The organism is Paenibacillus sp. NPDC093718 (assembly GCF_050279985.1).
Classification (GTDB): domain Bacteria; phylum Bacillota; class Bacilli; order Paenibacillales; family Paenibacillaceae; genus Paenibacillus_AQ.
In genome coordinates, this window is record NZ_JBNNUS010000002.1 from 783230 (window position 1) to 797099 (window position 13870).

Annotated in this window: 12 protein-coding genes; 6 read left to right on the plus strand and 6 right to left on the minus strand. The window is 48.6% G+C overall.

What is annotated here, in order from left to right; translation table 11 throughout:
• Positions 1-11: 11 nt before the first annotated feature.
• Positions 12-959 carry an aldo/keto reductase gene (locus ACQKPA_RS09345; RefSeq protein ID WP_427491500.1) on the plus strand — a complete coding sequence of 316 codons (948 nt, stop codon included), beginning with the start codon at positions 12-14 and terminating at the stop codon, positions 957-959.
• Between the two features lie 138 nt (positions 960-1097).
• Here ACQKPA_RS09345 and ACQKPA_RS09350 read toward each other — a convergent pair whose 3' ends face one another.
• The 5 genes from ACQKPA_RS09350 to ACQKPA_RS09370 form a co-directional block, all read right to left on the minus strand.
• Positions 1098-1640 (minus strand): DUF6022 family protein, encoded by a 543-nt coding sequence (locus ACQKPA_RS09350; protein WP_427491502.1) that lies wholly within the window; start codon positions 1638-1640, stop codon positions 1098-1100.
• Between the two features lie 227 nt (positions 1641-1867).
• Complete coding sequence (locus ACQKPA_RS09355; RefSeq protein ID WP_427491504.1) at positions 1868-2455, minus strand: TetR/AcrR family transcriptional regulator; 588 nt, start codon at positions 2453-2455, stop codon at positions 1868-1870.
• Positions 2456-2480: 25 nt separating this feature from the next.
• The gene (locus tag ACQKPA_RS09360; protein WP_427491506.1) at positions 2481-3275 is read right to left on the minus strand and encodes a DNA alkylation repair protein; all 795 of its coding nucleotides are present in this window, start codon (positions 3273-3275) and stop codon (positions 2481-2483) included.
• Positions 3272-3727 (minus strand): VOC family protein, encoded by a 456-nt coding sequence (locus ACQKPA_RS09365; protein WP_427491508.1) that lies wholly within the window; start codon positions 3725-3727, stop codon positions 3272-3274. Before ACQKPA_RS09365 ends, ACQKPA_RS09360 begins: the two co-directional genes overlap by 4 nt.
• A 160-nt stretch (positions 3728-3887) precedes the next feature.
• A complete protein-coding gene (locus ACQKPA_RS09370; RefSeq protein ID WP_427491510.1) occupies positions 3888-4241 on the minus strand; it encodes a hypothetical protein in 354 nt (117 codons plus the stop codon).
• Between the two features lie 132 nt (positions 4242-4373).
• Here ACQKPA_RS09370 and ACQKPA_RS09375 point away from each other — a divergent pair, with 132 nt between their 5' ends.
• Both ACQKPA_RS09375 and ACQKPA_RS09380 read left to right on the plus strand, forming a co-directional pair.
• Positions 4374-4655, plus strand: a complete 282-nt coding sequence (locus ACQKPA_RS09375) for a GNAT family N-acetyltransferase (RefSeq protein WP_427491512.1) — start codon at positions 4374-4376, stop codon at positions 4653-4655.
• A gap of 206 nt (positions 4656-4861) precedes the next feature.
• Positions 4862-7876 carry a PAS domain S-box protein gene (locus ACQKPA_RS09380; protein ID WP_427491514.1) on the plus strand — a complete coding sequence of 1005 codons (3015 nt, stop codon included), beginning with the start codon at positions 4862-4864 and terminating at the stop codon, positions 7874-7876.
• Between the two features lie 92 nt (positions 7877-7968).
• Here ACQKPA_RS09380 and pepF read toward each other — a convergent pair whose 3' ends face one another.
• On the minus strand, positions 7969-9771 hold the full coding sequence (pepF, locus tag ACQKPA_RS09385; protein ID WP_427491516.1) for an oligoendopeptidase F: 1803 nt from the start codon (positions 9769-9771) through the stop codon (positions 7969-7971).
• A gap of 558 nt (positions 9772-10329) precedes the next feature.
• Between pepF and ACQKPA_RS09390 the strand changes: the two genes are divergently transcribed.
• The 3 genes from ACQKPA_RS09390 (at position 10330) to ACQKPA_RS09400 (ending at position 13868) form a co-directional block, all read left to right on the plus strand.
• Complete coding sequence (locus ACQKPA_RS09390; protein WP_427491518.1) at positions 10330-12291, plus strand: endonuclease MutS2; 1962 nt, start codon at positions 10330-10332, stop codon at positions 12289-12291.
• Between the two features lie 70 nt (positions 12292-12361).
• Positions 12362-12880 (plus strand): GNAT family N-acetyltransferase, encoded by a 519-nt coding sequence (locus ACQKPA_RS09395; protein ID WP_427491520.1) that lies wholly within the window; start codon positions 12362-12364, stop codon positions 12878-12880.
• A gap of 124 nt (positions 12881-13004) precedes the next feature.
• On the plus strand, positions 13005-13868 hold the full coding sequence (locus tag ACQKPA_RS09400) for a class I SAM-dependent methyltransferase (RefSeq protein WP_071218328.1): 864 nt from the start codon (positions 13005-13007) through the stop codon (positions 13866-13868).
• Positions 13869-13870 lie beyond the last annotated feature (2 nt).

Below are 13870 nucleotides of genomic sequence, written 5' to 3' on the forward strand. Positions count from 1 at the left end.
AGGATATGAATATGAAATATATATCAATCAAGGGATTAAACAAACCCGTCTCTGCGCTAATGAAAGGAACGGACTACTTTTATCATGATTCGTATGAGAAAGCAGCCGCGAATATGGATGCATACCTGGCTATCGGCGGCAATTCCGTTGATACCGCCCACATCTACTGTGGAGGTCAAAGCGAAGAAGTGATCGGCAGATACATGCAGGAAAGAGGTAACCGGGATCAGATCGTCATACTGACCAAGGGTGCCCATCATGACCAGAATGGCCCGCGCGTAAATAAAAAAGACATCAAGAGCGACATCACAACGAGCTTTGAAAGACTGCAGACGAATTTCATCGATCTGTACGCTCTTCACCGTGACGACCCTGAGGTTCCTGCAGGTGAAGTTATTGAGGCTTTGAATGAATACATTGCCGATGGCAGCGTTGGCGCCATTGGGGTATCCAACTGGACATGGGAGCGCATCCGGGATGCCAATGCCTATGCCGAAGCGAATGGACTAGTCGGTTTCTCCTTCAGCAGCCCGAATCTTAGTCTGGCCAAGCCAAACGAGCCGTTCTGGAAAGGCTGCGTCTCAGCCGATGCAGAGACGATTGCGTGGCATGAAGCCGAGCAGTTTCCGCTGCTCTCCTGGTCTTCCCAAGCGCGAGGATTCTTCACCGGCCGGTTCACACCGGAAATTCGGGACAATGCAGATCTTGTGCGGGTATTTTATAGCGATGCGAACTGGGAGCGGTTAGAGCGTGCCAAACAGCTGGCCGCTTCGAAGAATGTGACAGCCATACAGATTGCGCTCGCTTACGTGCTGAACCAGCCCTTCCCAACCTGTGCGCTGATCGGTGCGCAGTCTGCGGAAGAATTAAAATCCTGTGATGAGGGTTCAACCATCCAGCTGACAAGGGAAGAATTAGACTGGTTAGACCTAACGATCGATCAGCTGTCTTCAATCTAAATGTTAAAAAGCGCCTTGTGCCAGGATATTTCCATCCTGCTCAAGGCGCTTTTTATAGGCTAATGACCTGTCTGATATTCTACACGGGCGCGAAGACATCTCCCTGGCGGTAGAATAGCGCTGACAAGCTGTCCTTCCTTACTCCCGTAAACTCCGAAGATATGCTTCGTATTCAACCGTAAACTCGAGCGCTTCCTTAAAATCCGGTGACTTGAGCGAAAGGGCCGCGACGACATCCTCTTTTCCTCTCTCATGCAAGGCTATGATCCGAGGCTGCCTTGGGATGCGAAACTGTGTATGATCGTGATATACAACGGTGACGATGGTTCCGAGCGGCTCCTTCACCGGCGAATAAACCGTGCTCCACATCCAGCGCTGTTGGTCTGTCCCTTCCTGACTCCCCCATTCTCTTGAGATGTCGAAGTTACCCGGGAAATTAGGTTCAGGACGTATTCCCATTTCCTTTAATTGTTTATGAATCGGCAAGAATAACAGGTTCAAAAACGTCCCATACGCCGCATCTCCAGCCTCGTTGTATGCCCTCAGCAGTTTTTCCTGATTTACGGTAAGTACTTTTTGCCAGTTCCCTTCGATGTGTCCGAAAATGTAGCTTCCGATGGCTTCGATCGGGTTATCCTGTTGTTCTTCCAAAAACTCCTGCAGCGGCTTCATTGATTTCATGTTTAACCCCTTCCATTTCATGGATTTTGGATGTACCTCTCCAGCATACAACATTCATGCAAATTGTAAGGTTTGCTGGATATCCGGTCCATATTAAGGGTAAACCTTCTCTAATGCTTTAATCTCATACGGATATGTAGGCCGCCGATACACGGATCCGGTCCGGCTGTTAAACATGATCTGTTACTAGAACTAAAACATACACCGTGGTTTAGTTATCCGGGGGATCAACTTACTCTAAACCCCTGTAACATGCCGGCAATCACATCCATCGTTTTCTCGATGCCCTTATCCGTTTCCGGCATTTGAGCAACCCACAGCGAGCATTCGTTTAAAGCGCCGGACAAGGCATGCGTCATAGCATCAACTGGAACGGTCTTCATCATCCCCTGATTCTGCATGAAGGCTAGCTGTTCCCTCAGGTGACTCATCGAATTCTGCTCGTCCATCTCGCGCCAAGACTCCCAACCTACGACACTCGGACCGTCAATGAGCATAATGCGCTTATTCTGCGGTTCTACCACGGTCGCAATAAAAGCCCGACAGCCATACAGAAGCTGCTCCCAAGGATCCTCGGAGCTATCCGCTTCCGCCTCCACGCGCTGTCCAATTTCCGTCTGCACTAATTCAAGCACGGCAAGAAACAGCCCTTGTTTATTCTTAAAATGATGATACAGCGCCCCGCGGGTAACTTTAGCTTCGTCGGCAATCTCCTCTAGTGCCGCATTGGCATAGCCTTTTTCCGTGAAATGTGTTCTGGCTACCTTCAGCAGCAGCTGTATGGTTTCGTTAGCTTCGCTTTTGGTTCTTCTCATAATTCGCGTTTCTCTCTCCTAGGCATCATTCGGATGCTATTCTCATAGACGTTAGAAGCTTCAATACTTCCTGATCTCCGCTCCTGGCCATGGATCTTAGCGAATGCTGAAGTATCCAAGGACCGTAGGCTCCAGACGATTCCAGATGTTCAATTAGCCAGGGAAGGACGGTTTCCCGGTAATCTTTGCTTAGATCATGAAGATGATTCGCAACCGATTTGCGGACATAGCCAGAGGTATCCTGCAGAAGGGGCTCTAGCAGCGCCAAATTGTGGGCGGGATCTCCCTTGATCACTGGAATTCGCTTTGCCCACGGCAGACGTGGCCGGGTACCTTCACTAACCAGGCGACGGACATGGGGACTATCATCCGAAAGCCAGTCCTTCAAAATTTCAAGACACAGATCTTCATAATGGAGCAGAAAAGGCCTAATCGCGTACTCCGATGTGTGCCGTTTGGTAATTTCATATAACGCGTTCATCGATATTTCAAAGTGATCAAGCCCAAATCGTTCCACAAAACATGCAATCGGCATGAGAAAATACCCGTTCGTGAACATTCCTTTCTCTGTTTTATTCTCTGGTCCGATGATGCCGAGTAAAATCTCCAAACTATCCGGATAACCAAAGGGCAGGGCCTGCTGCAATTCTTCTGCAATAACGGCTACCCTTCCTTTCAATTCAAGCGTCGCTGTCTTGCGGCTTACGGCTTCAATGAAAACCTCCGAGTGAAACTCCGGAGCAAGCGGCTTAATTCGATCTGATAAAAGAATCGCCAGCTCTCTTCCGAAGTAGTCCTTTAATGCGGTGAATGTACTCATTTACCGGGTTGGTCATCATCCGTGGACCACACATCTTCATTATACAGCTCCATAAATGCTTGTGAAGGCGGAATGACTTTAATCATATCGATCAGCACCCCATTCGGGTCACTGGTAATAAAATGCCTCTGCCCAAATTCCTCATCCCGTATATCCAAATGAAGCGGCAGCTTTTCGTGGATGATCAGCCTTTGATACTCGGCATCCACATCCTCCACCTCAAAATTAAGAATCAATCCCTGCACTGGTTTCTGAAAGGAAGACGGTACCGTGGGATGATCTTTGGACAAGAGGGCCATTTCATAAGAGCCTTGTCCCTGGTCTCCATTCTTCAGGCTTACATACCAATCCGCTTCAAAAACAATCTCAAATCCAAACAACCGTGTGTAAAACTCTGTGCTTTCGGCAATCTTCTCTGTCATGATAACGGGATAAAATCCTTGCAGCTTCATCTGGAAAACATCTCCTTCTATAAATGGGATGAATCCAATTTAACATACAAACAGAATGTATGTAAATAGTTATATCTGAAATTGGTCTTATACCCTCAACTCCTTTCCAACAAAAAAACCTGCAGACAAAATCTGCAGGTTTTTACTTAAACGATACTCACTACCACAGCAAGCTCACCGCGAGCAGGTCAAACAACGCCAGTGGCAGAATCACGTTGCTGTAATATGGATTGTATGGGTATGGTGGGTACGGTGAGTATGGTGGTCTCGGTCTTGGAAAGGGGCCTGGATAAAAGCCTCTATCCCCTTGTTCGATTTGAATATACACATTTTTGGCATCCAGGTTAATGATGACACCCTCAAAGACCTCATCGTCCAAGGTTTGCACTCTAACTTTGCGGTTCACGGCTTTCTTGAGCGCTGCGTGAGCATGTTCCTTATGCTTTTTCATGGAATGAGCCATTTGGTGATCGCATTGAAACAGCATTTGCGGTTGAGTTGAATAATTGTTCATGATGTCCTCCTTCGTTCTCTTCTATTCGCATTGTATGCAAATGTCCCGTCAAGGGTGTTGGCCTATCTGAAATCCGTTTAATGCATCGTGGATACGGGTATAGTACAACCAGATGAAGGAGGGTTAAACACCATGGACAATCGAAATATACAGACAAAGCCCGGCAGCTTTTTTATTGAAAACAATGGAAAAACGGTAGCCAAAATCTCCTACTCGACTCAAGGAAACGGAGTGATTAGTATCGATCATACCTATATCTCACCCAGCCTGCGAGGGCAAGGAATCGCCGACGAACTCGTGCGAAAAGTAATAGGATACGCCCGGGAAAAAGATTTGAAAATCATCCCCGCTTGCTCCTATGCCGGGCATTACTTTGACAAAAACGTCGACGAGCGTGACCTTCTGCACAAATAAAAAACGAGGATAAAAACATCATTAGCCATCGGATGTACCGTAAGGTTAAAATCGCCAGCCATAAGGATGCTCCTCTTATCGGTTGGCTTTTACGCGCCTTGATGTCCAAGTTCAAATGTAACACTGGTATTAACTATTGCGATAGAGTGATCCTATCCTCTATGATCAAAGGGTACAGCTTAAGTTAGGGAGGCATCTATATTATCATGAGGCAAACAGCGGAACATTGGGTCTGGGAACAAATGTTTGATAAATTGCCTATGGGGGCGGTCCTGATTTCTGCGGTTGACGAGCCTGTGGCGAAGGTTAATGATCGTTTTTGCGAACTTACCGAATCCAAACGTTCAGACCTGCTTCGGCTCAAACCTTCCGAAATCCAAGTTTTATCCAATCTATCGATTCAACAAATATTGCAATCATTGACATATGAACAAACGTCCACGCTCAAGAGAGACTCTTATTTTATCCGCCATAACGGAAATGTTGTCCATGTCTCTGTCTCTATTTCCCTGCTGAAACATCCCTCCCCTGGAGAAGCCCCATGGATATTATGCTGTATAGAGCCCGGGACCGTACAGGAGAAGTCGTCTTTGCCGCCGACCATTAAGAATGATCAGCTGCTTGCACTCATTTCCAAGAGCGGACAAGATCTTATATCCATCAGCAATGCTGATGGCATCATCGAATACATCTCACCTTCTGTGACGGAAATACTCGGATACACCCAAGAAGAAATGACGGGCCAATGCCGGATCGATTACTATCACCAGGTGGATTCCGAGCAAATGAAAGAACCGGGCAAACTATTTTCAGAGGAAGATAGTTTCGTTCGACGTATTCGCCATAAGGACGGGCATTATTTATGGTTTGAAACGTCATTTCAGTTAATTCGGGGAGCTCACGGCGAGATTAACAAGGTTCTGGCCATTGGACGAAATATTACCAAACGCAAAACGGATGAGGATACACTGGCCCATGCGCAGCGGATTGCCAAGATTGGTTCCTGGCGTTGGGACTTGATCACGCATACGCTCACCTACAGCGATGAAATGAGGCGAATTTACGGATATCAGATCAGTGCCACTGAGCCAAACCATAACACGCTGCTGTCATTGGTCGTTCCGGAGGACCGTGAGCGGCTCGAGGCAACCTTGAGCAGAGCCATTCTAGAGAAAGCGGATGATATCATCTATCGGATCCAGCTTCAGGACGGTCAAGTCCGAACCATTCGAGCTCAATGGGAAGTCTCCGTTACGAATGAAGGCAGACCCATGGAAATGGTCGGCATGGCGCAGGACATCACCGAGCAGGTGCTGATTGAACAGCAGTCGCTGGAGAATGAAAACAAGTATAAACTCATAACCGAAAATTCCCTTGACTTCATATCGAGCAGCACCATAGGCTGTTCAACGTTTCTTTATTGTTCACCATCCTGTTATTCTCTGCTTGGATATCGTCCAGATGAAATGGTTGGTACCAGTATATTCGATTACGTATACGCTGAGGATATCATACCGCTTCAGGACTATTTCAAGCATTGCCTGAACGGCAAATTGCTCACACCGATCACCTTCCGTTATATACATAAGGATGGCAGGCACATCTGGTTTGAAGTCAATTGCAAGTACATCAGCACGCAGGACGGCCAAAAGAACGAGATCATTTCGATTGCCCGCGACATTTCCGAACGAAAGCTGATGGAATTTAAGTTAAAGGAAAGCGAGCAGCGGTACCGTTCTCTATTTGAATATAATCCGTCGGCCGTATACTCGATGAATTTGGATGGCGACTACTTAACGGCCAACCAGAATCTGCAGGACCTGACAGGATATACACTGGACGAGCTGATTGGGATGTATTTCGGACCGATTGTAGCGGAAAAAGACATGGCTCGCACGTTGTTTCATTTTAACCAGGCAACAGAAGGCATACCTCAGAGCTATGATCTAACGATTATTCATAAGGATGGACATCCCATCGACATTAATACGATTAACATCCCGATTTTCGTGGATGACGAAGTGGTCGGCGTCTATGGCATTACCCGGGATATCACCGAGCGCATACGAACCATGGAAGAGATCAAGAAGCTGAGCCGGGAGCTCACCCTTTTGCTGAATACGGTATCCGAAGGCATTATCGGGCTGGACATTCACGGACACGTCGCATTTATTAATCCGGCAGGCGCAGCGATGCTGGATTATGAACCGGCCACCACCATCGGAAGACCCTGCGACCAGATCATCAAAGAAATTCGCCATGACGGTACTTTTTATCGGGGGGATGATTCTCCGCTTGTTCGGGCCGTCAAACAAGGCGTACCACTGTCCAGAGCCGAAATTGTGCTTTGGCGAGGCGACGGAACCAGCTTTCTGGCAGATTATCAGGTCAATCCCATCTGGGACCAAGGCGAGCGCAAAGGCGCCGTTATGGTATTCCGCGATATCACCGACGAGAAAGAAATCATCCGGGCGAAGGAGAATGCCGAGCGGGCAGATCAAGCGAAAACGGAGTTTCTGACCATGATGAGTCACGAACTCCGCACGCCGATGAACGGCATCATCGGCATGATTGAGCTATTACGAACGACCGAGCTTGACGAGGATCAGCTGAATTATACCGATATTTTGATGGAGAGCAGCAGCTCGCTGCTGCACATCCTGAACGAGATTCTCGATTTCAGCAAAATCGAGACCGGCAATATGACACTCATTCAGGAACCGATCGATTTACGGTCCTTGCTTGAGGTCGTCGTTGATTTATTCTCGGCCAAAGCCAAAGAAAAGGGGTTATCGTTATCCTGCAGCATCAACAGCTCCACTGTTCCCGATGTGATCATCGGCGACGCTCTGCGGCTGCGGCAAGTGCTTGTTAACCTCATCAGCAATGCCATCAAATTCACGCATGAGGGCAGCATCACGATGAATGTCGAGGGACTGCGCAGGACAGGGACCCAGGAAATCACGCTTGCTTTTCAAGTAAGGGATACGGGAATTGGCATCCCTGCTGAACAGCAGCATCAGCTGTTCACTTCCTTCTCACAGCTTCACCCATCCTTGAATCGCAAATATGGCGGTACGGGATTGGGGCTGGCGATCAGTAAAAAACTGGTCGAGCTGATGGGTGGGGTCATCGGCGTGGAAAGTCGTGAAAACGTCGGATCCTCCTTCTACTTTACGATCCCTACCCATGCACTGCATGATGATATCACGGACAAATAAGGTTCGGTGTCTCTCCAATATCCACCACAAACAAAAGGGTGATCTACAGCAATGAGCTGTGGACCACCCTTTTCTCATATATGCAAATGGTACTATTCCTCGTACAGGGACTCCAGTTCGTCGACGAGCGATCCTACATAAGCTACCGCTTTGGAGATCGGCTCGGAAGTGGACATATCGACGCCAGCCATCGCCATTAATTCCAGCGGACTCTTGCTGCCTCCGGCTTTGAGGACTTGGAGCCACCGGTCTACTGCCGGTTGTCCTTCCTCGCGAATCAATTGTGCTGCAGCTGTTGATGCGGTCAGTCCTGCGGCATACGTATATGGATAAAGACCCATGTAATAATGCGGTTGTCGCATCCAGGTCAGCTTTGCTCCTTCATCGAGCTCGACCGCGTCACCCCAGAAATCGGATAACACAGTTCCTTTTAGCTCAGATAGCTTATCTGCGGTAATCGGCTCATCGGCCATCGCATGGCGGTATACCCGTCGCTGCATTTCCGCTTCCAGAAGGTGAGTCACATAGTTATGGTAATACGTGCTCAGAAGCTGAAGAATAACAGAGCGCCGCATCCGCTTATCCTCGGATTGACTGAGCAGGTGATCCGCCAACAGCAGCTCGTTCATCGTTGAAGGCGCCTCGATAAAATACAAGGAAGGACGGGCATTGGTGATACGCTGATGGTCCGCTGCCAGCATCAAATGACCAGCATGCCCGACTTCATGCGCTAACGTGAAGGCATTTCGCATATTGTCCGCCCATGCCATCAGGATATAAGAATGCACTCCGTATACGGAGGAGCAGAACGCTCCCGTAGATTTACCAATATTATCGGCATAATCCACCCAGCGCTTGGAGAACGTGGATTGAACGATCTTGCCGTATTCAGGACCCAGTATCGACAAGGCACTGGAAATCGTGGAGCATGCTTCTTCATAAGTAACGCTTGGATTGTAATCCGTGTCCATCGGCGCTTTCAAATCGCAGAACAGCATTTGATCCAGCCCAAGCACACGCTTCTTCAACTTCATCAGTCTTCGCATATGCGGAGCTAACTCCGTCAGAATGGTATCATGAATATTATTGTACATCTCCATCGTTACTTGCTGCGGTTTCAGCAGCATGTCCGTTACGGAATCATACCCTCGAAGCCGGGACATCACCACTTGCTTCTTCACTTCGGTGGCGTACGCCTCGGCAAATGTATGGCGCGAACCCTGCAGTGACTTCGTGAACGAGGCATAGGCCTCGCGCCGAAGCTGCGTATCCTCGGACATTTCGTAAGAGTTCTCGTACAGGCGGAACGAGACTGGCTTGGTTCCGTCATTCACTTGAATATCGTCAAATGTCATATCCGACAGCTTGCTGCGCAAATAGATGCGGTAAGGGGAACCGAGCACCTCTCCCAGCGATGCTAACACGCTTTCCGTCTCAGGACTCAAGCGGTGAGGCTTCGATTCCAGCAACAATGTCAAGCTTCGGGCATAAGGAACAAGCCCGTCTTCCTTCGTTATGTATTGATCGATGATTCCATCCTCGAGATCCAGCAGCTCCGATTCAATAAACGTCAGGGAAGATTGGATGCGTGAGAGAACATCGCCCGTTTTGGCCGAATTTGCCAGGTTGGCCGGATTGGTTCCGTCTTCCGATTGTCGTAATCTGGCATACGCTCCGACTCTGCTAATGCTCTCCATCAGAGCTTCCTGTTCATTCAAGCACTCCAGAAGAACGGATGCACCCTCTCCCAGCCTGCCTCTGAATCGAGTCAATTGAGCAGCTTGCGATTCAATCGCTTTTAATCCCGCTTCGAATGCTTCTTGCGAGACAAACAAATCATCCAGATTCCAAGTTGCCTCGATTGGAACCTCACTTCGTGTCAGCAATTTCCCCATGGATACAACTCCTCTCGTGTCTTGTCCTCTCATGATTGACGACAGCAGTTACTATTGATTAGCAACGGTATAACAATTCCATCATATCACAGTTTTTTAAGGGATCGTATTCGCTTTTCGGCCTTGACTTCTGACCCTATTTATGGATATAGTTATTTCATACTCTTATCAAAAGGAGAGATTTTGATGTCGGTGGTCGTTCTTAACTAACCAAATTTCATATGGATCGAAATGTAAAATTTTGGGCATTCCCTGTATAGGGATATGTTTATTTTTTGATGGATTTTCATTTCGTCCGTTGAATTAGTTAAGAACTGCGGATATCAATGGAAGCCCCTTTAGGGTTTATTCAGATATGATATGGTCATCCGTGCTGAGTTCAGCACGGATTTTTTGGGTCTCCCCCTCCTTCTATTCAAAAGGGTTATTTGGAGCGGTCCCATGCGCCATGCCATCAGAATAACGATCTATGGGCGGAAAGCGAACCTTAGTAGTTCGCTTTCCGCCCTTTTTGTGTTGTTTACCATCCATTTTATAGTCAAAAGGAGAATGTAACCCATGAAACCCTTCGCATTAAACAAATTGGAGTACGAGAAAATACGCACCGAGCTTGAACGCTTTGCCGTATCGTACCTGGGAGTCGAGCATATCCGGAAGATGGCCCCCCTCACCCAGATGAAAGCCATCCGCAATAAACTGAATGAAACGGAAGAAGCCAAAACCCTGCTCCGTACCGGAGCTAGCGTCCCTATACCTTCACTGGAGGGCATTCAAATGATCCTGGATCTGCTCGGCACCGGTTATGTGCTGTCTGAGCGCGATTTCGGGAATATGGTCCAATATCTGAGAAGCTGCCGCCAGCTCATTCAATATATGAAAGCCAAGGACGGCATTGCTCCATTGATCAGTTCCTACGCCTCATCCATGCATGAATTGCGTCCACTTCTGTCCGAAATCGAACGCAGCATTCACGGGGGGCGTGTTGTGGATAGCGCCAGCAAAGATTTGGCCAAAATCCGCAAAAAAATCATCGTAGCCGAGGAACGGATCAAGCGTAAGCTCGAAAGCCTGATGGGCCGTTACAAAGGGATCATGCAAGAGCATGTCATCAGCAAGCGCGGAGAACGTTACGTGCTGCCCATCAAGAAGGAGCACCGTAAATCAGTGAGCGGCTCGATTCTGGATGAATCTTCCAGCGGGCAGACGGTATTCATCGAGCCTTCCGACTTGCAGGGACTTCAGATGGAATTGAATTTTCTGCACGCCGATGAAGTCCGCGAAGAAACGAAGGTGCTGAGTGATTTGACCGCACTAGCCGAGCAATATCAATTCGAATTGAGAACCAATGCCGACATTGTTGGAATCTACGATTACATCATAGCCAGAGGCAAGTACGCCGTTTCCATCGGCGGGCGCAATGTAAGCCTGAACCAGGAGGGGTTCATCCACCTAAAATCCGCGGTGCATCCTTTAATCGGCTCCACGATGGTACCACTGGACTTCTCTATCGGAGAGCGGTATAAAACCTTGATCATTACAGGGCCTAATACCGGCGGCAAAACTTCTGCTCTGAAGACGGTTGGACTCATCACCGTTATGGTGCAATCCGGTCTGCTGGTTCCTGTCGCGGAAGGCAGCCATTGCGCCATCTTTGACGAGATTTCCGTCGATATCGGAGATGGGCAGAGTCTGGAGCATGCCCTCAGCACGTTCTCTGCGCATATTCGCAACATCCGCGATATTTTGCAGACAGCCGGCCGGTCTACGCTTGTACTGCTCGATGAAATGGCGTCGGGAACGGATCCTGGTGAAGGCGTTGGATTGTCGATTGCCATTTTGGAGGAGTTGAGTCAACGTGAAGCAACAGTTGTTGTAACCACCCATTTTACCGAAATCAAAAATTTTGCCGAGCGCACCGCCGGCTTTGAGAATGCCCGCATGGAATTTGACGCCGACACACTCGAGCCGCTCTATCGGCTACGGATTGGTGAAGCCGGGCACAGTTATGCCTTTGTCATTGCAGCGAAGCTGGGCATTCCGGAGTCGATCATTGCCAGATCGCGGGAAATCACGGAAGCGGGAACGGCGAGAGATAACACGGCCCTTATACAAAAGGATTGCTCAGAGTCCGATGATGAGGCTGAAGAAGCGCGTCCGGAAGAATCCGTTATGTTGTCGATAGACAAACAGGATAAGCTAATGAATGATGAAGATCATCAAGACAAAGATGCTCCCTCTTCCCTCTATCAATTAGGCGATCGTGTCTATGTGCCTTATTTGAAACGAAGCGGAACCGTGTATGAAACCATCGACGGTAGAGGTAATATCGGTGTTATGATTCGGAAGGATAGACTGAAGATTAACCATAAACGGCTGAAGCCTTATATTGCGGCCAAGGATCTTTACCCGGAGGATTATGATCTTGATATTGTTTTTGAGAGCAAAGAAAACCGGAAGAAGCGTAAACTGATGAACCGCAAGCACGTAGAAGGAGTGCAGATAGAAACGAAACCGGAATAACGAGACTCTTGACGATGAGTTGACCACGATATCAAAAAGAATGCTAAGGATATTCGGAGGAGAGATTACGATGAACATACGTACAGAAACCAAGAACGATTATGAGAAGGTCCAGAACCTTCTCACTCAGGCTTTTCCCGGACAGGAAGAAGCGATTCTAGTACGGCGGCTGCGGGAAGATAAAGACTTTCAACGGGAGTTGTCAATCGTAGCCGAAGAAGATGGGATCATTAAGGGACATATTATGTTCAGCCGGTCTAGCCTTTTTGACGGGGGGCATAGCCATCACGTGGCTGCGTTAGGGCCGCTGGCCGTGCTTCCGGATTATCAACGACAAGGGATCGGCGGGAAATTGATCGAAGAAGGCAAACGGCGGTGTCTCTCGCATGGCTATCCACTTGTTTTTCTGTTCGGTCATCCGGCATATTATCCCCGTTACGGATTTGTGCAGGCCAGAGCCTATGGAATCGACATCATCCAATTTACGGTTTCCGATGAAGTGTTCATGGTTGCCGAGCTTCAGCCGGGCGCACTCGATCATCTGCATGGCGAATTCCGTTTCCACTCCGCTTTCGAAGATTTGGGGTAAGTCGAGCTTCAAAGTCCATATCATCCGAATAGGTTTGATCAAGCCGGGGAATCCTTGGTGGCATTCAGCTTCTGATATGTTGTACAATAAAATCTAAATGACTATTTGAAGGATGGTTTTCAACATGTATGTAGCTCAGGATTGGCAAGATTACGAGGTTATCGATACCGGAGGCGGAGAAAAGCTGGAGCGCTGGGGCGACGTGATTCTCAGACGTCCGGATCCGCAGATCATATGGCCCATTGAACGTGAAGATGGACAGTGGCGCAGCGTGCACGGACACTATCATCGCAGCTCGTCCGGCGGCGGACAATGGGACATGAAAAAGCAGCTTCCGGACCGGTGGACCATCTCATACGACCAATTGAAATTTCATATTCGACCAACCAATTTTAAACATACCGGTTTATTTCCGGAGCAGGCAGCCAACTGGCGCTGGATGATGGATAAGATCGCTTCAGCCGGACGTCCGGTCAGCGTGCTGAACTTGTTCGCCTATACCGGCGGAGCAACCGTCGCGGCCGCCTCGGCCGGAGCTCAGGTTGTTCATGTGGATGCTGCGAAGGGGATGGTTCAATGGGCCAAGGAAAACGCGGCATTGTCCGGACTTGCCGACCGTCCTATCCGTTATATCACGGATGATGTGTTCAAATTCGTGCAACGGGAGCAGCGGCGGGGGAACAAATATGATGCGATCATTATGGATCCTCCATCTTATGGCCGCGGACCAAGTGGAGAAACGTGGAAGCTTGAGCAAAGCTTGTATCCCTTCCTCGAAAGCTGCATGAGCATCGTATCGGATAATCCGCTGTTCATGCTGATTAACTCCTATACAACCGGAATCTCCCCTACCGTTCTGAATAACATGCTGACCATGACCATGAAGCCGAAATACGGCGGTACCATCAGTGCGGGAGAAATCGGATTGCCGATTACCCGCTCCGGCATGAACCTGCCGTGCGGCATCCTGGGTCGATGGGAGTCCTGATT

Coding starts and splice junctions, on each gene's coding strand:
- ACQKPA_RS09345 (WP_427491500.1), top strand. CDS start 12: ATGAAATATATATCAATCAAGGGATTAAACAAACCCGTCTCTGCGCTA.
- ACQKPA_RS09350 (WP_427491502.1), bottom strand. CDS start 1,640: ATGAAATCAATGAAGCCGCTGCAGGAGTTTTTGGAAGAACAACAGGAT.
- ACQKPA_RS09355 (WP_427491504.1), bottom strand. CDS start 2,455: ATGAGAAGAACCAAAAGCGAAGCTAACGAAACCATACAGCTGCTGCTG.
- ACQKPA_RS09360 (WP_427491506.1), bottom strand. CDS start 3,275: ATGAGTACATTCACCGCATTAAAGGACTACTTCGGAAGAGAGCTGGCG.
- ACQKPA_RS09365 (WP_427491508.1), bottom strand. CDS start 3,727: ATGAAGCTGCAAGGATTTTATCCCGTTATCATGACAGAGAAGATTGCC.
- ACQKPA_RS09370 (WP_427491510.1), bottom strand. CDS start 4,241: ATGAACAATTATTCAACTCAACCGCAAATGCTGTTTCAATGCGATCAC.
- ACQKPA_RS09375 (WP_427491512.1), top strand. CDS start 4,374: ATGGACAATCGAAATATACAGACAAAGCCCGGCAGCTTTTTTATTGAA.
- ACQKPA_RS09380 (WP_427491514.1), top strand. CDS start 4,862: ATGAGGCAAACAGCGGAACATTGGGTCTGGGAACAAATGTTTGATAAA.
- pepF (WP_427491516.1), bottom strand. CDS start 9,771: ATGGGGAAATTGCTGACACGAAGTGAGGTTCCAATCGAGGCAACTTGG.
- ACQKPA_RS09390 (WP_427491518.1), top strand. CDS start 10,330: ATGAAACCCTTCGCATTAAACAAATTGGAGTACGAGAAAATACGCACC.
- ACQKPA_RS09395 (WP_427491520.1), top strand. CDS start 12,362: ATGAACATACGTACAGAAACCAAGAACGATTATGAGAAGGTCCAGAAC.
- ACQKPA_RS09400 (WP_071218328.1), top strand. CDS start 13,005: ATGTATGTAGCTCAGGATTGGCAAGATTACGAGGTTATCGATACCGGA.